The organism is Pragia fontium DSM 5563 = ATCC 49100 (assembly GCF_900112475.1).
Lineage (GTDB): Bacteria > Pseudomonadota > Gammaproteobacteria > Enterobacterales > Enterobacteriaceae > Pragia > Pragia fontium.
This window is the reverse complement of sequence record NZ_FOLW01000009.1, coordinates 79,080-99,662: the sequence shown is the minus strand read 5'-3', so window position 1 is coordinate 99,662 and position 20,583 is coordinate 79,080. Positions and strand designations below refer to the sequence as shown.

Below are 20,583 nucleotides of genomic sequence, written 5' to 3'. Positions count from 1 at the left end.
CACCATATTCCCATCAAATTCACCCATCACGATGCCGCCATTCCTATAACAAAAAATCCGGCATTAGCCGGATTTTAAATAGACAGGATTAATGAGAACCAACTACCCTTCCAAATACTTATTCTGCATTTGCTGTCGAATCACCGGCGTTAGCCCAAACTCTTGTTCCAACCAGTTATCCGTATTACCGTAACGTTGTTCAATGGCCTTCAACGCCGTGCCGATAAAGGTTTCTTTGGCCGACATCACATAGCTTAAGCTATCAATACCGTGCTGTTCACTCAGTTGGGCTGACATATGGTTGAGGATCTCGGTGCGATAAGGCGCCAGCGTGGTCTCCGTCAGCATATAATCTTCAATCACCGTGTCACGACTTGCCCCTAAAGCTAACAGCGCAATGGCTGAACCAATTCCGGTTCTATCTTTACCGACCGCACAGTGCTGAACCAGTGCCCCTTCTCCCGGCTGCTGCATCACTTGGGTAAGATGACGATAGGCCTGATTATTGAAAGGAAGCTGGTTGTATAAGCGACTCATAAAATCAACGGCGTTAAATGAAGCCAGAGCCTCATCGGTCAATTTGGCAAAGTTAGCATTCACTTCATCCGTTAATGGATTAGCCGGAATATTGTCATATTGTACCCCTTGCCAAACTACGTCTGGTTTTGCTTTTACTTCGTCGGCATCGCGGTAATCAATAATATTGGTTAGCGGTATTTGACTAAGATAATGGCAGTCATCGGCGGTTAATCGATCCAGAGCACCCGCTCTCAATAACAGGCCCGGTTTAACTTTACGACCATCCTGAGCGAGGTTTCCCCCCTGATCGCGAAAGTTGATGCCGCCTTGCAGAGGTAACAGTGATGAATGTAATAAATTGATAGTTGTCATGAGTCCCTCTTAGTTCAGCTATCTGAAATAAAACCTGCCATTTTGGAGACCGTGGCCGATCTCCAAATGACAAGTTGTCAAAGATGTGTGTGCAGCGGTATGTACAAACGATCCGGGTTAATACACCCTGCGGTTAACGTTGTCTGATGGTCAGATAAAAGAGAAAGCGTCACCAAACATTCGGGTTTCATCGGCACCGCGTTCATTACAGAAACGTTCTCTGGCAATTTTTACCATCTCAAAACGTCCGGCAATATAGATATCATGCTCAGACAAAGAACCAAAATCAGACAACACAGCGGCCAGTACGGTTCCATTGCGCCCACGCCACAGCTCATCAGGCTGCTCGACTACCGAAACCACATTCAGGTTTGGGTATTGAACCGTCAAAGACTCAAGACGAGTTAAGTCATACAGATGAGCTTCTTCTCTTCCTCCCCAATACAGGGAAATCTGACGCTCAGGCTGCTGCGCCAATACCGTCATCAGAATAGAATTCACATAGGAGAAACCGGTACCGCCAGCAATTAACAGAATCGGCCGTTGAGAGTCCTGACGTAACCAGGCATCACCGTGTGGGATATCGATGCTAATGGTATCCTCAGCCAGTAACCTGTCCATCACCGCCATTGCGTAAAGGTTAATTTCAGAGGCGCCGATATGTAATTCAATCAGGTTATTTTCCATCGGTGTTGATGCCATAGAGAACGGGCGCTTATCCCGTTCGTCCATCACCACCATCAAATACTGACCGGCCTGAAATGAAACCGGTACGTCCGGAACTAAACGTACGCGAAAAACCGTGTCAGTGATCGACTCTACAGAAGCGATCTTGCAGTTCAATATAGCCATGTACTCCCTCTACAGAGTCATTAAATTCAAGCCATTGCCGATTACACGGCAATTATTCAGGCATTTTTTTATCGTCAAATATTGCCAGTTCATCCCAGATCTCATCAATGCGAGTACGAACGGCCGGATCCATAGTAATTGGACGCCCCCATTCCCGCTGAGTTTCTCCAGGCCATTTATTGGTGGCATCCATACCCATTTTGGAACCCAACCCTGAAACCGGCGAAGCAAAGTCTAAATAGTCTATCGGAGTATTCTCCATCAACACCGTATCTCTGGCGGGATCCATACGGGTAGTAATCGCCCATATCACATCATTCCAGTCTCTGGCGTTGATATCATCATCGCAGACAATAACAAACTTAGTGTACATAAACTGCCGCAGGAAGGACCAAACGCCCATCATCACACGTTTAGCGTGCCCGGCGTACTGCTTTTTCATGGTCACAACCGCCATCCGATAGGAACATCCCTCAGGTGGCAAGTAGAAATCAACAATTTCCGGGAATTGTTTCTGCAAAATAGGGACGAAAACCTCATTAAGCGCCACGCCCATCACCGCAGGCTCATCCGGTGGACGACCGGTATAAGTCGAGTGATAAATAGCATCCGCTCGGCGAGTAATATGGGTAACCGTCAGCACCGGGAAATGATCAATCTCATTATAATAGCCAGTGTGATCGCCATACGGCCCTTCCGGCGCCATTTCCCCCGGCTCAATATACCCTTCCAACACAATCTCAGCGCTAGCGGGTACTTCAAGATCGTTCGAGATACACTTAACCACTTCCGTTTTATAGCCGCGCAATAATCCGGCAAACGCATATTCAGAAAGGGTATCCGGCACTGGCGTAACGGCAGCCAAAATCGTTGCCGGATCGGCACCTAGTGCAACAGCCACCGGAAAACGCTGCCCGGGATTTTGCTGGCACCACTCCTGAAAGTCCAGCGCACCGCCACGATGGGACAACCATCGCATGATGACCTTATTCTTACCTAATACCTGTTGGCGGTAAATACCCAAGTTCTGCCGCTCTTTATGTGGCCCCCGAGTTACCGTCAGCCCCCATGAAATCAGCGGAGCGGCATCTTCAGGCCAGCAATGCATGACCGGCAGTTGGCTAAGATCAACATCATCACCCTGCCAGATTTGCTCCTGACAAGGTGCCGACGCCAACCGCTTAGTCGGCATATTCAATACCTGTTTAAACTGCGGTAGCTTATCCACCAGATCGCGAAAGCCCTTTGGTGGCTCCGGCTCTTTAAGAAATGCCAGCAGCTTACCCACATCGCGCAGCGCACCGACATCATCCTGCCCCATTCCCATAGCAACGCGTTTCGCCGTGCCAAACAGGTTACATAATACGGGTATTTGATACCCCTTAGGATTTTCGAATAATAGCGCAGGCCCGTTCGCGCGCAGTGTGCGATCGGCGATCTCCGTCATTTCAAGATAAGGGTCAATCGGTTGTTTTATGCGTTTCAATTCCCCCTGCTTCTCGAGCAGATCGAGGAATTCCCGTAGGTCTCGGTATTTCATAGTTGTTATCTGTGGCCGGTTAAGATGTCATTATAGAAAGGTTTCCCTAACTTTGCGCTTAGCTGCAGGTAAAAGGCACTAATGAATTCAGTGCAGTGGTGTCAAAATGCTCAGTGATTTCCTGACCGTGACGAAAGATTTTGAACCCCTGATCTTTGGCGCTGAAATAACTCAGTGTGTTACCCGAAATTTGCAGCAAGCTTCCTTCACGTAACGCAACCACGGACTCTGTTGGGTTAACCGCACAAAATTCGGCAATACGTTCGTCACGGCTCTCGCCCATATGACCGCTCAGGTGCGCGTCGATATAGTGAGGGTTAATCTGTACCGGGAACAATCCCAGCGACGGTAATACTACGCTGCTACGTACTGGCATATCGTTGGTTGTTCTGATCGATGGACATGCTACGTTACAGCCTGCGCTCCAACCAATATAGGGAACTTCGCGTTCACGTACTGCGCGCTGGATAGGCACAATTAAATCTTTCTCATGCAGCATCTGATTCAACATCCAGGTATTACCACCACTGATGATAATGCATTCTGCCTGTGCAATGGCTTCTGCTGGTTTATCAAAATGATGGATGCTGGTGACGGAAATACCTAAACTCTTTTCCAGATCACGAGCGCGATCGTCATAATCACTACGAATCAGGGCATAAGGAATTAATATTGCTTTGGAAACCTTCCGAGACGCCAATACTGTCAGGATCTGTTTTTTAGCGTAACCTAACAATTCTGCGTCACCGGATGTTTTACCGTTGCTCAACAATATTGCTTCCATTTCAACCACCTCTGTTTCTTTATTTAGTTATTAACACGCTATTTATACAGGAAAACGCTCACGTTTACTGTGATCGATTACTATTTAGATTGAAACAATTATTGATAATGATTCCCAGCATAATCCTAATATTCAGATTAATCGACTAAATCCCCGATGCTTATGTTTATTGCTAAACGGTTTTGCTATCCTTAATGCGAATTATTACTAGGCGTATAATTAATGGAATCTTGGTATCTACTCTACTGTAAACGCGGACAGCTTACGCGCGCTCAAGAGCATCTCCAACGACAGGATGTTCCCAGCTTTAGTCCTACCTATCAGGTAGAAAAAATTGTTCGTGGTAAAAAGGTCATCCTTGATGAGCCTCTGTTCCCGAATTATCTGTTTATTGAGTTGGATCCGGAAAGAATTCATACCACCACCATCAGCGCCACCCGCGGGGTTAGCCATTTTATTCGCTTTGGTAAAATGCCGGTTACCGTGCCATTCAGTTTGATTAAAAGCCTGATGATGCAACCTAAGCAACAGGTCAGCGATCCTAGCCTACCAAAAAGCGGCGACACGGTGATTATTACCGAAGGGATTTTCGAAGGGCTGGAGGCGATTTACGCCGAACCCGATGGCGAAACCCGCTCTATTCTGCTGTTGAACCTAATCAATCAGAAAGTTGAACATAAGATCAGTAATACACAGTTTGAGAAACGCGATTGATGTTTAGCGTAGTTTAGAACGAGTTAATAAAATAGTGGCCGCGATATTCGCGGCCATGAGATCAATACCAAACGTGTTTTTCGATACCAGTGGATATTCCGGCCGTAAAAAGCCCTATGCTCACATCGCCCTCATGTTCGGCCGGGAGGGCACCTGTATTAGCTTAGACGTGCGTCGGGCCTAGCCGGGCTACGGGCACTCCGGCAGCTAAAGCTGCTACGACCCCCAGCCCGTCTCTCCCTCCGATTAACATCCTTGAAGTTGCCAACCGTTTCATGGCAATCATATAACTTTTCAGGCATCCACTATTAACGACGCATAGCATCATCATGCAGCCATTGAGCCACACGCTTAGCAAAGTAGGTTAGTACGCCATCTGCGCCAGCACGTTTAAAGCAGAGTAAGGATTCCATCACCGCAGGTTTTTCCTGTAGCCAGCCGTTCTGGAAAGCAGCCATATGCATCGCGTATTCGCCAGAAACCTGATAGGCAAAAGTCGGCACACCAAAGGTATCTTTTACCTGACGAACCACATCCAGATAAGGCATTCCCGGTTTAACCATCACCATATCCGCCCCTTCTTGCAGATCCTGAGCCACTTCCTGCAAGGCTTCATTACTGTTTGCCGGATCCATCTGATAGGTTTTCTTATTGCCCCCTTTCAGATTACCGCTGGAACCTACCGCATCGCGGAAAGGGCCATAGTAGCAAGAGGCATATTTTGCGGAGTAAGCCATAATCTGGGTATTCACCAGGTTTTGCGCTTCCAGCTGCTGGCGAATCGCGCTAATACGCCCATCCATCATATCGCTTGGGGCAACAATATCCGCACCGGCAGCGGCATGGCACATGGCCTGACGCACCAGAATCTCTTTGGTAATATCGTTAATCACATAGCCATCTTCGTCGATAATACCGTCCTGACCGTGTACCGTATACGGGTCAAGGGCTACGTCGGTTAAGATACCCAACTCAGGTACTGCCTGCTTTAAAGCACGAATCGCGCGAGGAACCAGACCCTGCGAATTATAAGCTTCTTCAGCATGCAGGGTTTTAAGATCGGCTTCAATAACCGGGAACAGAGAAAGAACCGGCACGCCCAACTTAGCCAACTCTTCCGCTTCTTTAACCAAAATATCGATAGTCATTCGACTAACGCCCGGCATAGAAGGGACATCCTGACGGCGATTTTCGCCTTCCATGATAAATACCGGATAAATCAAATCGTTAACCGTCAACTGATTCTCAGAAACCAAGCGACGGCTAAAATCATGGTAACGAACCCGACGCAGTCGGCGTTCAGGAAAAGCACCCGGAATAATATAGCTCACAAAAGTTCTCCTCTGTTCTGTGCTCTTGACGGGAACTTGGCCCGACAATTTTATCTCTCAAACCTATCATACGCTTCAACAGCGATGACTCAACGTAATCCCAACAGCCGATAGGCATTTTTCTGCGTTGTTTCACCTAACTCAGCCGCATCATCACCACGCAGAATAGCCACCTGCTGCAATACATGAGCCAGATAAGCTGGTTCGTTACGCCGTGAAGTGGGCTTTGGCGTTAAATCACGCGGTAACAAATAAGGCGCATCGGTTTCCAGCAATAATTTATCCGCCGGGATCAACGGCACCAGTTCGCGTAATTCCTGACCACGCCGTTCATCACAGACCCAACCCGTCACGCCGATGTATAAATCTAATGCTAAATACGCTTCAAGAGCCTGACGGTTATCGGTAAAACAGTGAACCACCGCCGCCGGTATTTTCGGTAACCAAGGACGAAGCAGTTCAATAAAACGCGGATAGGCATCTCGGCAATGTAAAAACAGCGGCATACCCAGCTCGGCAGCCATGGCTAACTGGGCGTTAAACGCCAGTTCCTGCTGCTCAGGCGTTGAAAAATTACGATTAAAATCTAGACCGCATTCACCAATAGCAACCACATTGGTTTTCGCCGCTAACTGATAAATTTGCTGAGCGCATGATTCAGACCAGCCAGAAGCGTCATGGGGGTGAACGCCAGCCGTACTCCAGCAGTAATCAGGATAGTGATCGGATAACTGATTGGCCGCCAAACTCTCTTTTAAAGACGTCCCCGTAATCAGCATACCGTTAACACCCGCCACTTTTGCTCGACTCACGACTTCATGCCGATCCTGAGCAAACTGTCGGTTAGTCAAGTTGACGCCAATATCAAACATCACTTTTCTCCTGCTGATTAAACACCGCTATCCTTTGGTGTTATATAAAAACATAAGCCGCCAAGAAAGGCGGCTTAAATCAGAATTATGGATTATCCATCAGGCTGAAGGCTTTTCGTCACCTTCATCCGAGCGGGTTTCATCATCATCGTCATCCTGATCGCGCTGTTTTTTGCGGCCTTTACCAACATAAAAGCGGGCAAAGAACACGCCGATCTCAAACAGGATGCACATGGGTATCGCCAATAACGTCTGTGAGAACACATCCGGTGGCGTTAATAACATCCCGACCACAAAAGCACCGACGATGATATAAGGACGCTTTTTCTTCAAGTCATCTGGCGTAGTGACCCCACTCCAACACAGCAGGATAATGGCAACGGGTACTTCAAACGATACGCCAAAAGCAAAAAACAGCGCCATCACAAAGTTCAGGTAATTATTGATATCGGTGGAAATCAATATCCCTTCTGGTGCCGTTTTGACAAAGAAGCCAAACGCCAGCGGAAAGACCACGAAATAAGCAAAGGCCATTCCCAGATAGAACAACCCCGTACTGGAGAACAACAGGGGCATCATCAAACGACGTTCGTGCTTATACAGCGCTGGCGCAATAAACGACCATACTTGATACAGAATATATGGTGCAGAGATAAAGACCGACACAATTAGCGTTAGCTTGATAGGCGTCAGAAATGGCGATGCCACATCAGTAGCAATCATGCTTGCGCCTTTCGGCAATTGATCCATCAATGGTGCCGACACCATGTGATAAATATCATTTGAAAAATAGAGCAGCGCCAGAAAAATCGTGATGATACACACCATCGAACGTAACAGGCGGGAACGTAATTCAATCAAATGGCTGATAAGCGGTTGGGTATCTTCTACTGCCATGGATTATTTTTCGCTATCAGGTTTATTAGAGGGTACGGAGACCGATTCCGGCTGTACTGACTTAACGGCCACATCAACAGTCGGTGTAGTAACGTCTGCAACAGCGTTAACAGGAGGTACTTTGCTGTTATTCGCCACGGTATCATTCGCGGCCGTATCTGCTTTATCCGTCGCTACAGCGTCTGGAGAAGGAGATGGTGGCTTGTCAAAAGACTCGGCAGCACTATTAAGATCGCTCTGGATGTTGCGCTTCATCCCGCTGGCCATCTCTTTTAATTCATCCATAGAAGCCTTAAGCTCCGGAGACAAATTTTGCAGACCCGCTTGTTCAGCTTTCTTCAGGCTTTCTTTTAGCTCTTGTAGCTTCAGTTCCTGAGTAAGCTCATTTTGTACCGATGAGGCCAGAGAACGCATTGCTCTAATCCAGCCAGTCACCGTTCTTACCGCTACCGGTAACCGCTCCGGGCCGAGAACAATCAGTCCGATGATCAATACCAGTACAATTTCACCAAATCCAATATCGAACACGGATTATACCTGCTCTTTATTCTGACTCTTTTGTTCTTCAGCTTTAGCTTCAGGCTGTTGCTGCTCTGGAATAGATTTCACTTCAAAATCAGCGTCTTTCTGAGTTTCTTCTTTATTTGCAGTGTTTGCAGAAGTGGTCTCATCGTCGCTCATGGCTTTCTTGAAGCCTTTGACGGATGCGCCAAGATCGGAGCCGAGGGTACGCAGTTTCTTCGTTCCGAACAACAATACGACAATCGCTACAATAATCAGTAATTGCCAAATGCTAATTCCACCCATGTGATATGCCTCTTCATTAGATAGCGGGTTAATTTTGTGATCGCCGACAAGTATACGGCAGTTTCATCAAGCTGTAGTAATAAATTTGTTTAAGCCGCTTTAATCCAGCCAATCAGCCAGGAAGCGATTCCGGCACCAGCCAAACATGCTGGCCAAACGGGAATATGGCTAACGAACAAAATTGTAGCACTTACCAACAGTGTAGCACCTACCCCAAAAAGGTAACGTGACTGATTTTGCTTCCCCTGCCGGGTATAAAGCTGAGTTCTCAGTTTATCAATACTGCTCTGTAATTCTTTGTGCTGTCGCAAACTGTCATAAAACAATTCCGGTAATTCCGGTAATTTTTCTATCCAGTAAGGCGCTTTTTCCTTCAGGGTACGGAATAACGCAGGAATACCAACCTGATCGCGCATCCATGATTCAAGGAACGGTTTCGCGGTGGTCCACAGATCTAACTGCGGGTACAGCTGACGCCCCAATCCTTCGATATACAGCAACGTTTTTTGTAGCAGAACCAGCTGTGGCTGAACCTCCATATTAAACCGACGAGCGGTATTAAACAGATTCAACAGCACGTGACCAAAGGATATCTCCTCCAGCGGCTTTTCAAAAATAGGTTCACATACGGTACGAATAGCAAACTCAAAATCTTCAACGTTAGTATCCGGCGGTACCCAGCCGGAATCCACGTGTAGTTCAGCAACTTTACGGTAATCCCGGTTAAAGAAGGCGATGAAATTCTCGGCTAAATAGCGTTTATCATCTTTACTTAGAGAACCGACGATGCCACAGTCAATACCGATATATTGTGGATTTTCAGGAGTAGAATAGCTGACAAAAATATTGCCGGGATGCATATCCGCATGGAAAAAGCTGTCGCGGAATACCTGCGTAAAAAACACCTGAACACCACGTTCAGCCAACATTTTCATGTTGGTGCCGTTAGCTTCCAGCGCTTCAATATCCGATACCGGGATGCCATAAATACGCTCCATAACCAGCACATTTTCACGACAATAATCGGTGAAAATTTCAGGCACATAAAGCATCGGGCTGCCATCAAAATTACGGCGCAACTGAATGGTATTTGCCGCTTCACGCAGCAGATTTAACTCATCCAACAGGGTCTTTTCATACTCACGTACCACTTCACGCGGGCGCAGGCGACGGCCATCGGGCAACAGTTTCGGTACCCAACCAGCAATGCGATACATCAGGCGAATATCCGCTTCTATAACCGGTTTAATATCCGGGCGAATCACTTTTAGCACCACTTCCCGGCCGTTGCTTTTGAGCACTGCGGTATGTACCTGAGCAATAGAAGCCGACGCCAAAGCTTGTGGTTCAAAATCATCAAACCACTGCTCCAGCTTACCGCCCATTGCAGTTTCAATCTGCTGACGAGCCAGCTCACCGTCAAACGGTGCAACCTGATCCTGCAATAGCGCTAATTGGTCTGCAATCACCGGTGGAAAAAGGTCTCGGCGCGTAGACATCATCTGGCCAAACTTAATCCATACCGGGCCTAAAGACTGTAATGCCAAGCGCAAACGTTCGCCTAATGGTTTATCCGGGTATTTATTTTTCATCCAGAACAGTGAGCGGCACCACATTCTCAGCGGCCAGGTTAAGCGCATCTTAGGGATTAACTCATCCAGACCATGGGTCAGGAAAACGCGAATAATGGCATACAAACGAAATAATTCAGACGGGGTCATCAGGCTTTCTCCAGCTTCTCTATTCTTTTGGCCAGAGATTCGACCTGTTGATTTAACATTTCCGCTTGATCGCTAAAGTGCAGCACTTCCAACTTGCTCGGAGCCAAACGCCATTCTTCAGTCACTGCCTGAGCCAGATAATCCTGTTGGTGATGAGTCCATTGCTGAATTTTTCGAACACCGGACTGAACCCCTTGGCTTAGCGTCTCTGCTGCAACATCACCAATATACGGTGACAGCCACTCAGCGGGATCCCATTCAGCGAGATCGATAAGCGTGACAAACTGCTGTATGACCTGCATATCACCATCAACCACCACCTCTCCGTCTCGAAGCAGCGCCGAAAGGCGCTGGCGATCGCGCAGAGAAAACAGAATCGGCAAGCGAGTGAGCAGAGTACAATCAGCCGGTTGTTCCCACTGACTGACAACATCAATATGATTAATGCTAAACACCAGCGTCAAAGACGTCGACAGCTCTTGCAGACTCAACTTTAACGTCTTACCTGCCAGCCTGTGGCTAACCGACTGCATACTGCGATCGCGAAAGAGCAAACTGTTAAGCGAAGTCTCAATCACGCCGGCAATCAAGGGAACAAACAACATAGCAATCCTTTGTTAAAACTTAAAACCACGGTGCAATGCGACAATACCGCCGGTCAGGTTAAAGTAGTTAACATTGTCAAAACCCGCCTCTTCCATCATCCCTTTTAAGGTATCCTGATCGGGATGCATACGGATAGACTCGGCCAAATAGCGATAGCTATCCGCATCGCGGGTGATCATTTCACCGATTTTCGGTAATACGTGGAAAGAGTATGCGTCATAAGCGGTATTCAGTAGCTTAACCACCGGCTTAGAAAACTCTAATACCAGCAGGCGACCGCCTGGCTTTAAAACTCGGAACATCGATCTTAAGGCTTTATCTTTATCGGTGACATTACGCAGCCCAAAGGAAATGGTAATGCAATCAAAGTAATCATCCGGGAAAGGCAACGCTTCAGCATTCGCTTGTACATAGTTCACATTACCAACAATGCCCATGTCACGCAGTTTAGAACGCCCCATTTTCAGCATAGAATCGTTAATGTCAGCCAGTACCACTTCGCCTTTTTCGCCAACTAAACGCGAAAACTTAGCCGTCAGGTCACCGGTACCACCGGCTAAATCGAGCACTTTTTGCCCTTCACGAACGGCGCTGCAATCAATAGTAAAGCGCTTCCATATACGATGGATACCAAATGACATTAGATCGTTCATCAAATCATATTTAGACGCCACAGAGTGGAAAACTTCCGCAACCATCGCCACTTTTTCATCTTTTTCGATCGTGCGGAAACCAAAATGTGTTGTTTCCTGCGAATCCTTCATCATTTTTATAGCCTGGTTCAATAGTTGGTAATAAGAATTAAAATCGGCTCAGTTTACCAGAAACCCCTTGAAACATACCCACCCACTAACTCTTTTTTGCTATTCTTTGGGAATATCAGCAGAATGCTCTGACAAGGTAATATTATTCGGTATTTCTGATAACGATTCAGCGACAGCTGGCTCCGATATCGTCGGATTTATCGGCCGTTTGACTTCAACCCCTAACGCGCGGAAGCCCTCCACTTGACCGATAACGTTACCCCTTCCTTGAGATAGCTTATTCATCGCCTGCCGGTAATTATCATGGGCCTTATCCAAACTAAGGCCGAGTGACATCATATCATCAATAAACAGTCTTAGTTTGTCATAAAGCCGCGCAGCGCGATCGGCAATTTGCTGAGCGTTCTGGCTCTGATGTTCATAACGCCATAAGTTACTGATCGTCCTCAACGCCACCAATAATGTCGTCGGACTCACTAACATAATATTTTGCTGTAGCGCCTCGCTGATTAATTCTGGCTGACGATCGATAGCCAATAAAAATGCTGGTTCTACCGGAATAAACATCAACACATAATCTAAAGAGCGTAATCCTGGCAGTTGCTGATAGTCTTTACGCCCCAGCAGGCGAATATGCGATCGGACAGAGGCAACGTGTTCATTAATCGCTTGGGCCCGTTCTTGCTCATCTTCACTGTTAAAATAACGCTCGTAGCTCACCAGCGACATTTTAGCGTCAATAACCACATCTTTTCCCTGTGGAAGATTAACAATCACGTCCGGCTGTTGCCGATTTCCCTCTTCGCCACGAATATTCACTTGGGTCCGATATTCGTAGCCTTCACGCAGCCCCGATGCTTCAAGCACCCGACTGAGCACCACTTCGCCCCAGTTACCTTGGGTTTTATTATCCCCTTTCAGGGCTTTGGTTAAGTTCAGGGCTTCGCGAGCCATTTGGGCATTCAACTGCTGCAAATTGCGAATCTCATGGGTCAAGGTATGACGCTCCCGCGCTTCCTGCCCATAGCTATCCTGAACCTGACGGCGAAACCCGTCCAGTTGCTCACACAAAGGAACCAATAGTCGATCCAAACTTTGTCTATTTTGCTCGTCAACCTTGCGGCCGCTTTGGTCAAAAATGCGGTTAGCTAAATTTTCAAACTGCACGGTTAAACGCTGCTCACTGTTAATCAGCAGGCGCTGTTTTTCTTCTGCGGCAAAACGCGTTTCTTCAAGGCGGGTCGACATTTCACGTAGTTCAACTTCCAATGCATTATTAATGCCTTGCAGACTACGTAGTTCCTGATTTAAACGTTCACACTCTTCATGCCACAATAGCTGCTGCTGCGACTTTTCCTGTAGCGCGGCTAAACGAGCCAGCGTATCACGCAGTTCCAGCTGACCCTGTTGGAGTTCCTGACGCTGTTTTTGTCGCTCAGCCACTAGCTCATCATTCTCAGACCAGGCTTGATCAAGCTGAGACTTTAATAATGTAATTTGGCTTTCCTGTTGCAGATTATGCCGTTGGCTATAAAGCACCGAAACCAGTCCGCCCACGATTAGCCCTGCGACACCTGCGGCCATAATCATTATTAAGCTGCTATCCACCGCGCCTCCGGATGTTGGCGTTGCTATTCAATAAGCGTTAAAAGTAAGAGAATACTGTATAAATGTCCAGACCGTTTTATCGCGCTTTGCTTAACTGTTCGCATAATCATCAAACAAGTCCGGTTTAAAAACTCAAATAATGGGTGATCCACTGCAAACCAAAGGCACCGGGCGCTAACATCAGAAAACCCCATAGAATTGCCGAAGAGAGGTTAACCGCTTGAAACGGCTTGGAGGGCATATCACAGATGCCGGCCACCAAAGGGACGGTTGCACGCAACGGACCAAAGAAACGCCCGATAAAGACCCCAACGGTTCCCCAACGATCAAAAAAGTGCTGGCCGCGTACCAGCATCTGCGGATTGCGCGATAACGGCCACATTTCCGCCACCTTTTCTTTGTAGTGCCGACCAAACCAGTAGGAAATCCAATCGCCAAAAAATGCACCGGCTGAAGCCGCCACCCACAGGGGCCAAAAAGTAATACCACTTTCACCGATAATCGCACCGATGCCAATCAAGATCACCGTGGCCGGAATTAGCAGGGAAAGGAAAGCAATGGATTCGCCAAATGCCAAAAAAAAGACAATTGGTGGCCCCCATACTTGATGGTTACGGACAAAATTCATGGTAAGGCTAATGATATGGTCAAGTGTCATGCTAATGCTCCCCGTGCAATTGATACATTTAGCAAGAGAACCCGCGCTAAAATCAATACTCTTTTGATTTTTATACATTGTAGGATTAAAACGCCCCGCAATAATAAAAAATAGCAAAAGCTCACTGATACTTTACTTAAGAACCATAAAAAAGCCGGGCATATTGCCCGGCTTTACCACTCGAAGACCGACTAACTTATATAGGATTAAGCATTAGCCGTTACGTTCCCATCGATAGCCCTTTCATCTTGATGATGTAAAGGATAGCGATATTTTAACGGAGCAGAAAAAACAGGATGGCAAAAAGCAATGCCAACAGCACGATAGAGGTCTACATATCGATACCTTTTCATCAAGCGTGGAATAGCTATTCCACCGACCAGCAGTAACCATTAACTTTATGCTGCCACTCCCTGAGAGAGTTTCCAGAGCACCACCATACCCGTTTGTAAAAAACGATACAGTTAATTATATATAAGCGGTTGCTTAGCCCGTTAAGCGGTCAAAAATGTTACTTAAGCGGTTGGGCGACTTTCAAAAAGCTCATCATTTCCGGCGGTAATAATAGGTACCCGAATCACGACTCTGGTGAAACTCTCAAACTCACTTTCAACCTTGATACCGTAATCATAGCCATATCGGCCTTTAATACGCCGGTCGACCAGACTCATCCCTAATCCATCACCATTGGGGCGAGGCTGGTAAAGTCCGGCATTATCTTCTACCGTCAGAACCAATGACTGATGAGCCATATCTGAAACTTCATGATGGCCTTTAATCGTGATACACCCTGTCGTCAACATCTGGGAGGTCCCATGCTTAATGGCATTTTCTACAATCGGCTGTAGTGAAAATGCCGGCAGAGATAAAGGCAATAAAACGTCAGGAATATCAATTTCAACGGTTAATCGGTCAGCAAAGCGCGCCTTCTCTATTTCCAAATAGGCGTTAATATGCTCCAACTCATCACTTAGGCTAACCACATCATTGCTACGCTTCAGGTTCTTACGAAAGAAGGTAGATAACGAAAGAACCAGCCGTCGAGCGTGACCGGGGTCTTTTCGAATCACTGCCGACAACGTATTCAATGTATTAAACAGAAAGTGGGGATTAACCTGTGCATGCAGCAATTTTATTTCCGACTGGGATAACAATTGTTTTTGCTGATCCAGCGTACCGGTCAGAATCTGTGCCGATAGCAAATGGGCAATCCCTTCTCCCAGCGTGCGATTAATGGATGAAAACAAACGGGTCTTTGGCTCATAGAGTTTAATGGTACCAATAACCGTTCGTTCCGCTCCGCGTAAGGGGATAACCAACGTCGAACCTAACTTACAATTAGGCGTGATTGAACAGGCATAATGCACTTCGTTACCATCCGCATACACCACCTGATTGTTTTCAATCGCTTTATGGGTATGGTGTGAAGTGATCGGCGCACCCGCTAAATGGTGATCGTCACCAATGCCGATAAAGGCCAGCAGTTTCTCACGATCGGTGATCGCAACCGCGCCAACGCCTAATTCCTCATACAGTATTCGCGCCACCCGCATACTGTTTTTCTGGTCAAAGCCCTGCCTCAACACTCCCTCCGAGCGGGCTGCTATCTGCAAGGCTTTAGCTGAAAAGGCGGTGGTATATTTTTCAAAAATTGCCCGCCGATCCAGCAAAATGCGCATAAACATTGCCGCCCCTACGGTATTAGCAATCATCATGGGTAAAGCAATATCATTAACCAAATGCAAAGCCTGAGAGAATGGCCGGGCAACTAATAAAATAATCAGCATTTGCAGGGCTTCGGCAAACAGCGTAATAGCGCCCACCGTTAAAGGCTGAAACAGTAAATCCATGCGATTATGGCGAACCAGATAACGGTGCAGTAATCCGCCAACCAATCCTTCAACGATGGTTGACAACATACATGCCATGGCGGTCATCCCGCCAAGAGAATAACGATGTATCCCCCCGGTCAAACCAACAAAGAAGCCGACAGACGGCCCACCCAGCACTCCCCCTAATACTGCTCCCATCGCTCGAGTATTGGCAATCGAGTCATCGATTTGCAAACCAAAATAGGTGCCCATAATACAGAACATGGAAAAGGTGAAGTAACACAGTAATTTGTGAGGTAAACGAATAGTAATCTGCATCAATGGAATAAACAGCGGGGTTTTACTTAACAGATAAGCAATCACCAAATAGACGCACATTTGCTGTAATAACGAAAAAATGAGGTCGATCTGTTTGATGTCCATGACGAATGTTTCTCTGGGTTGCTGATGGCGTAATACCGCCGCTATTCTACCACTATCCGCCTATATTCCGGCAAATTTCCCACATTTAGCGATAGCAATGCCCTGTTTCAATCGAATCAGCGACGGACGTTCAAAACCGGAATAAAAAAAAGCCAGCGCAAGGCTGGCTAAAATAAACACTGGAAGCAATGTGAGCAATGTCGTGCTTTCCCGAGGTGGGCATGAATGACCGCCCCTTGAAAACATGTAAATAATAATCATTATCAATACCATCTGTAAAGCTCTTTTTTATCAAAATTTGGATAAAAATCGAATTATTTTATTTGTTTTTAAATATCAATAAATTAAATCCATATTAGATGAATAAATAACCATAATTCTTGCATGCCAATAAATAGCCTCCATAGTATTAATAAGAGCACATCATCATTTCCACCATCAGCTCTGTAGGAGGTTTTATCATGGCAAGTGGATGGGCGGCTGACGGGGCGGTTCAGGATCAAATTGACAGCACCATTTCTGATGCGGTGGCCAAAGCCCGCTCGCAGCTTAATCATGGCGAAAGCGCGACGCACTGTGCCGAGTGCGGAGAACCCATTGCGGAAGCAAGACGCCAGGCGCTACCGGGCGTCAGATATTGCCTTGCCTGCCAGAATCAACTGGATAAGAAAAGCCTGCCGCAAGCTGGCTATAACCGCCGGGGAAGTAAAGACAGTCAGCTAAGATAATACCGGCACTATTCCCCTTCTAAGGGCTCTGTATCCATCATGCTATTGCCCAAAGTCACCACCCTATCAGCGGAAGCAATGGTCGAAGGACGGTGGGCAACAATAATACGGGTAATATTAAGCTGCGATATGGAATTATTGATAAACGCTTCGTTATCTAAATCCAAATGGCTGGTGGCTTCGTCCATAAAGATAATATTAGGTTTGCGGTAAAGCGCTCTGGCAATAAATAACCGCTGCTTTTGTCCGCCAGACAGACCGGTACCCAGTTCACCAATTAACGTCTCATATCCCATCGACATACTCATGATTTCTTCATGTATATTGCTATACACTGCACAATCAATCAGCAGCTCTCGATCTAATTGCAGGTCAAAGCCCGAGATGTTATCGGCTATCGAACCAGAAAACAGCTTATCCTCTTGTAAGACGCAGGAGATAGCATTTCTATAGTTATTCAAACCAATCTTATGAATATCCAGTCCACCAATGAATATCTCACCGCAGACGGGATTTAACAGGCCAGACATGACCTTAAGCAAAGTGGTCTTCCCTACACCGGACTGCCCAACAATAGCCACGCTTTCACCAGGTTCCACCTTCAGGTTGAAATCTTCAAATATCGGCTTGGATAAGGAGTCATACTGAAAAGACAGGTTTCTAATTTCGAAAGGGATCGCCTCACCGGTCTGGAAAACCTGCCGTTCCGGCATCTCTTTCTCCGCTTCGGTGAACACAATATCGGAAATACGCTCATTGTGCAGAGACAACATTCTGAGCTGCATTATTAGGTTAATCAAATTGCTGGAACGATCGGAAAACTGGCCGCGATAAGCATTAAACGCCATAAACATCCCCAGCGTCATACTATTCTCAATCACCATCAATGCACCTAACCAAAGCATGGTAATTTGATCGAGCGTCGACAGAAAAGTATTGATACCGGAAAACAGCATATCAAAACGAGTGAGTTTTATATTGGAGTTGGCTTTATCAATATTCAGATTCAACCAAAAGTTAGACCGTTTTTTATCGATACCCAGCGCTTTTATCGTTGAAATACCATACAGGGTTTCCATAAAATGAGAGCTAGATTTGGCCCCTTTCACGATCTGTTCTTCAGATAGCTGCCGGTAATAGTTATAGGTCGCAAAACGCAAAATGGAGTACACCACGGTAAAGCCGATAACCACCCAAACCAACCAGCCGCCATAAAACGACATCATCGTAATCAGACCAACAACCATGATGCTATCAATCATTCCCCCCACCAGACTGTTGGTAAAGGTGCTTCTGATTGAATCAAGGGAACCGAAACGAGATTGAATATCCCCCAGCTTTCTTTTCTCAAAAAACTCCAGCGGCAATTTCATCAGATGATCGAACAGAGAACTTTTCCATTGGATATCAATTAATGTCCCAATAACCAATGATATCCAGGCGCGAATCATACTGACAAAGGTTCGAAATAGTAGAAAGAGCAGCAGGCCAATACAGATAACCGACAGCAAGCTATGATCTCTGGCTTGAATAACATGGTCGGTCACCAACTGAGTACCGACCGGTAGCAATAGATTGATTGCCTCAACCACCACCGACAGGAAAAATATTTTAGTTAACGCCCCTTTCAAACCGGCTATGTTTTTTAACAGCTCGATCAACTTCACCCGAGTGGTTTGGGTTTTCTTCTCAAATTTATTGTCCTGCCATAGTTCAAGCGCCACGCCGGTAAAGCTGTTTGATAACTCCTGAATCCCGATAACGCGTCGACCAAAAGCCGGATCGTGAATAATAAATGATGACCTTCTGACCGCCACCAATACCACGAAGTGGTTCATATTCCAGTGTAATATACAGGGCCTTTTTAGCTGTTTGATTTCATCAATATCCAGCGCCAACGACCGGGTTTTTAACCCCAGTTCAGCCGCTATTTGATTAATCAGGTTAAGGGTGGCTCCCTGAGTCGAAATACCAAACTGCTGGCGTAAATTAAATAAATCAATATTCAGACCATAATACCCGGACACCATAGCCAAACAGGCAAGTCCACATTCGGATGATTCCGTTTGTAATATTTGCGGTACCTTTTTACATAAACTAAAGCTGAGTCGCTTATTAATGTACTCGAATAGAGAGTTATTCATTTATCGGTCCAACCACACTATTTTTGATGCCGTAAAAAGGAATAAACATCCATTCATAAAGCGGTCTTTTATCCAGAAACACGATGACTCTGGCTTTCAGTCCGCTAGAGAGCTGCATCTGCTTTCCTTTGTCACTAAAGCTGGTGTCTTTGATGGCAACCAAAACCTTATAGAAGTTTTCTGTAGGTTCATTAGGATTTTTAACCGGACTACTGGTATACAGGGCTAATTCCTCGCGGGATGCCGGTATATAGGAGATGGTATCGATTTGACCGGGAAACTGGCCAAATTTTTCAGACGGAAACGCATCGTAGCGAATATTAATTCCATCGCCATTTTTGATGTAAGGCAGACTGTTATTAGGTAGCCAGAGCAGCAAGTAATATTGTTTATTTTGGGTTGGACTAACCTGAGCCAGGCTGCTACCCGCATTGACCATCTGTCCGATGGTCACGCTTAATGATTCAACCTGACCAGATGATTGAGCACTGATAATAATGGTGTCTCCGGCATCGGACTCAATCATTTTGCGCTGTAGATCGTTGCGCTGATACTCATTCTGTAAGATCTGATTATCAAAATCGGCAGACTGCGTTAATATCTGGCTTCTCAATTCAGATATTCGCAGATCCTCTTGAATGCCCTGACTTTTCAATCCCTGATAGGCATTTTGCTGCTGATAAAAGAGATAAGACTGATTATTCAACTGATCTTTATTAATCAAGCCACTGCGTAGATACCTTTCATAATTAACCATGCCCTGACGCATTTTCTCCACGCCTTCTCTGGCACTGGCAATCAGCTTCTCGGTTTCTTTATGGGATGAAAGGTACTGTTCCAACTGACTTTGTAAACTGGCTATTGTTGTTTGTTTATTTCCTTCCAGCTTGACGGTTATTGCGTCGATATTTTCAATTTGGCTTTTAATTAAGGTTTTTGTCCCGGCGCTCACATTGCCTAAATTAGTGGTACGAGAAACATCTATTTCATACAGCGGATCTCCCTTATTAACCATATCCCCTACTTTTATATAGGTCTTGATAATATAGCCTTGCTGGGGAGAATAAACGTTGATGGAATGGGGAATAGTAATAATCTCGCCTTCTACATCTATTCTTCGGGTATAGTGAAAAAAATAGAGAGAACAAAACAAAGCCAAAATAAACAGCGTTGATAGTAATGATATTAACCATGGTGGAATGCCGGATAGCAACAAGACTTTACCTACCCACTGTTGCCTTTGATTATTTATCGCCTCTTGGCGGAAAATACGTTTTCTATTCATCATCCGTTAACTACGTGATTCCCTGAGAGGCATACCGTCAGCACTCACTGTTTAAATTTTTAAACGTTATTTGTTGTATTAGCGCGCCTGAATTAAGCAGAAAGCATATCACGATAGCGATAACAC

General features: G+C 46.1%; 19 protein-coding genes. 2 read left to right on the top strand and 17 right to left on the bottom strand.

The genetic code is table 11. The features are described 5' to 3' along the window. Positions 1 to 102: 102 nt before the first annotated feature. The 4 genes from BMZ28_RS13230 to pepE all read right to left on the bottom strand — a co-directional run bounded on the left by BMZ28_RS13230 (position 103) and on the right by pepE (position 4,067). A complete protein-coding gene (locus BMZ28_RS13230) occupies positions 103 to 891 on the bottom strand; it encodes a tyrosine-protein phosphatase (RefSeq protein ID WP_047779597.1) in 789 nt (262 codons plus the stop codon). Positions 892 to 1,041: 150 nt separating this feature from the next. Next, positions 1,042 to 1,743, bottom strand: a complete 702-nt coding sequence (gene fre / locus BMZ28_RS13225) for an NAD(P)H-flavin reductase (RefSeq protein WP_047779596.1) — start codon at positions 1,741 to 1,743, stop codon at positions 1,042 to 1,044. 52 nt (positions 1,744 to 1,795) lie between these two features. Further along, entirely contained in the window at positions 1,796 to 3,283 is a 1,488-nt protein-coding gene (gene ubiD / locus BMZ28_RS13220; RefSeq protein ID WP_047779595.1) for a 4-hydroxy-3-polyprenylbenzoate decarboxylase, read from the bottom strand. 58 nt (positions 3,284 to 3,341) lie between these two features. Continuing rightward, positions 3,342 to 4,067: a dipeptidase PepE gene (gene pepE, locus BMZ28_RS13215; RefSeq protein ID WP_047779594.1), complete on the bottom strand. Its 726-nt coding sequence runs from the start codon at positions 4,065 to 4,067 to the stop codon at positions 3,342 to 3,344. A 222-nt stretch (positions 4,068 to 4,289) separates the two neighbouring features. Between pepE and rfaH the strand changes: the two genes are divergently transcribed. Next, the gene (rfaH, locus tag BMZ28_RS13210; protein WP_047779593.1) at positions 4,290 to 4,781 is read left to right on the top strand and encodes a transcription/translation regulatory transformer protein RfaH; all 492 of its coding nucleotides are present in this window, start codon (positions 4,290 to 4,292) and stop codon (positions 4,779 to 4,781) included. Between the two features lie 308 nt (positions 4,782 to 5,089). Here the strand turns inward: rfaH and hemB are convergent, their stop codons facing one another. The 11 genes from hemB to BMZ28_RS13155 form a co-directional block, all read right to left on the bottom strand. Continuing rightward, positions 5,090 to 6,112, bottom strand: coding sequence for a porphobilinogen synthase (gene hemB, locus BMZ28_RS13205; protein WP_074823860.1), 1,023 nt, complete (start codon positions 6,110 to 6,112; stop codon positions 5,090 to 5,092). A gap of 89 nt (positions 6,113 to 6,201) precedes the next feature. Continuing rightward, complete coding sequence (gene tatD, locus BMZ28_RS13200; protein WP_074823857.1) at positions 6,202 to 6,984, bottom strand: 3'-5' ssDNA/RNA exonuclease TatD; 783 nt, start codon at positions 6,982 to 6,984, stop codon at positions 6,202 to 6,204. Between the two features lie 99 nt (positions 6,985 to 7,083). Further along, positions 7,084 to 7,881, bottom strand: a complete 798-nt coding sequence (tatC, locus tag BMZ28_RS13195) for a Sec-independent protein translocase subunit TatC (RefSeq protein WP_047779591.1) — start codon at positions 7,879 to 7,881, stop codon at positions 7,084 to 7,086. A 3-nt stretch (positions 7,882 to 7,884) separates the two neighbouring features. Beyond that, entirely contained in the window at positions 7,885 to 8,409 is a 525-nt protein-coding gene (gene tatB / locus BMZ28_RS13190; protein WP_047779590.1) for a Sec-independent protein translocase protein TatB, read from the bottom strand. A gap of 3 nt (positions 8,410 to 8,412) precedes the next feature. Beyond that, positions 8,413 to 8,688, bottom strand: a complete 276-nt coding sequence (gene tatE, locus BMZ28_RS13185) for a twin-arginine translocase subunit TatE (protein WP_047779589.1) — start codon at positions 8,686 to 8,688, stop codon at positions 8,413 to 8,415. A gap of 89 nt (positions 8,689 to 8,777) precedes the next feature. After that, positions 8,778 to 10,409, bottom strand: a complete 1,632-nt coding sequence (gene ubiB / locus BMZ28_RS13180; protein ID WP_047779588.1) for a ubiquinone biosynthesis regulatory protein kinase UbiB — start codon at positions 10,407 to 10,409, stop codon at positions 8,778 to 8,780. Further along, positions 10,409 to 11,014 carry a ubiquinone biosynthesis protein UbiJ gene (ubiJ, locus tag BMZ28_RS13175; RefSeq protein WP_047779587.1) on the bottom strand — a complete coding sequence of 202 codons (606 nt, stop codon included), beginning with the start codon at positions 11,012 to 11,014 and terminating at the stop codon, positions 10,409 to 10,411. The genes ubiB and ubiJ overlap by 1 nt, the downstream gene beginning before the upstream one ends. A gap of 12 nt (positions 11,015 to 11,026) precedes the next feature. Continuing rightward, on the bottom strand, positions 11,027 to 11,782 hold the full coding sequence (gene ubiE / locus BMZ28_RS13170) for a bifunctional demethylmenaquinone methyltransferase/2-methoxy-6-polyprenyl-1,4-benzoquinol methylase UbiE (RefSeq protein ID WP_047779586.1): 756 nt from the start codon (positions 11,780 to 11,782) through the stop codon (positions 11,027 to 11,029). A 96-nt stretch (positions 11,783 to 11,878) separates the two neighbouring features. Then, a complete protein-coding gene (rmuC, locus tag BMZ28_RS13165) occupies positions 11,879 to 13,387 on the bottom strand; it encodes a DNA recombination protein RmuC (RefSeq protein WP_074823855.1) in 1,509 nt (502 codons plus the stop codon). 124 nt (positions 13,388 to 13,511) lie between these two features. Beyond that, positions 13,512 to 14,045 carry a DedA family protein gene (locus BMZ28_RS13160; RefSeq protein ID WP_047779584.1) on the bottom strand — a complete coding sequence of 178 codons (534 nt, stop codon included), beginning with the start codon at positions 14,043 to 14,045 and terminating at the stop codon, positions 13,512 to 13,514. A gap of 515 nt (positions 14,046 to 14,560) precedes the next feature. Further along, positions 14,561 to 16,300: a sensor histidine kinase gene (locus BMZ28_RS13155; RefSeq protein WP_047779583.1), complete on the bottom strand. Its 1,740-nt coding sequence runs from the start codon at positions 16,298 to 16,300 to the stop codon at positions 14,561 to 14,563. 461 nt (positions 16,301 to 16,761) lie between these two features. On the opposite strand from BMZ28_RS13155, the gene BMZ28_RS13145 reads away from it, so the two are divergent. Next, entirely contained in the window at positions 16,762 to 17,028 is a 267-nt protein-coding gene (locus BMZ28_RS13145) for a DksA/TraR family C4-type zinc finger protein (RefSeq protein ID WP_047779581.1), read from the top strand. A gap of 8 nt (positions 17,029 to 17,036) precedes the next feature. On the opposite strand, the gene BMZ28_RS13140 is transcribed toward BMZ28_RS13145, so the two are convergent. Both BMZ28_RS13140 and BMZ28_RS13135 read right to left on the bottom strand, forming a co-directional pair. Beyond that, a complete protein-coding gene (locus BMZ28_RS13140) occupies positions 17,037 to 19,172 on the bottom strand; it encodes a peptidase domain-containing ABC transporter (protein WP_074823852.1) in 2,136 nt (711 codons plus the stop codon). Next, complete coding sequence (locus tag BMZ28_RS13135; RefSeq protein WP_428480391.1) at positions 19,165 to 20,457, bottom strand: HlyD family secretion protein; 1,293 nt, start codon at positions 20,455 to 20,457, stop codon at positions 19,165 to 19,167. Before BMZ28_RS13135 ends, BMZ28_RS13140 begins: the two co-directional genes overlap by 8 nt. Positions 20,458 to 20,583: the final 126 nt, after the last annotated feature.

Excerpts from the sequence above, each read along its gene's own strand:
- BMZ28_RS13230 (WP_047779597.1), bottom strand. The coding sequence starts at position 891 with ATGACAACTATCAATTTATTACATTCATCACTGTTACCTCTGCAAGGC.
- fre (WP_047779596.1), bottom strand. The coding sequence starts at position 1,743 with ATGGCTATATTGAACTGCAAGATCGCTTCTGTAGAGTCGATCACTGAC.
- ubiD (WP_047779595.1), bottom strand. The coding sequence starts at position 3,283 with ATGAAATACCGAGACCTACGGGAATTCCTCGATCTGCTCGAGAAGCAG.
- pepE (WP_047779594.1), bottom strand. The coding sequence starts at position 4,067 with ATGGAAGCAATATTGTTGAGCAACGGTAAAACATCCGGTGACGCAGAA.
- rfaH (WP_047779593.1), top strand. The coding sequence starts at position 4,290 with ATGGAATCTTGGTATCTACTCTACTGTAAACGCGGACAGCTTACGCGC.
- tatD (WP_074823857.1), bottom strand. The coding sequence starts at position 6,984 with ATGTTTGATATTGGCGTCAACTTGACTAACCGACAGTTTGCTCAGGAT.
- tatC (WP_047779591.1), bottom strand. The coding sequence starts at position 7,881 with ATGGCAGTAGAAGATACCCAACCGCTTATCAGCCATTTGATTGAATTA.
- tatE (WP_047779589.1), bottom strand. The coding sequence starts at position 8,688 with ATGGGTGGAATTAGCATTTGGCAATTACTGATTATTGTAGCGATTGTC.
- ubiB (WP_047779588.1), bottom strand. The coding sequence starts at position 10,409 with ATGACCCCGTCTGAATTATTTCGTTTGTATGCCATTATTCGCGTTTTC.
- ubiJ (WP_047779587.1), bottom strand. The coding sequence starts at position 11,014 with ATGTTGTTTGTTCCCTTGATTGCCGGCGTGATTGAGACTTCGCTTAAC.
- ubiE (WP_047779586.1), bottom strand. The coding sequence starts at position 11,782 with ATGATGAAGGATTCGCAGGAAACAACACATTTTGGTTTCCGCACGATC.
- BMZ28_RS13160 (WP_047779584.1), bottom strand. The coding sequence starts at position 14,045 with ATGACACTTGACCATATCATTAGCCTTACCATGAATTTTGTCCGTAAC.
- BMZ28_RS13155 (WP_047779583.1), bottom strand. The coding sequence starts at position 16,300 with ATGGACATCAAACAGATCGACCTCATTTTTTCGTTATTACAGCAAATG.
- BMZ28_RS13145 (WP_047779581.1), top strand. The coding sequence starts at position 16,762 with ATGGCAAGTGGATGGGCGGCTGACGGGGCGGTTCAGGATCAAATTGAC.
- BMZ28_RS13140 (WP_074823852.1), bottom strand. The coding sequence starts at position 19,172 with ATGAATAACTCTCTATTCGAGTACATTAATAAGCGACTCAGCTTTAGT.
- BMZ28_RS13135 (WP_428480391.1), bottom strand. The coding sequence starts at position 20,457 with ATGAATAGAAAACGTATTTTCCGCCAAGAGGCGATAAATAATCAAAGG.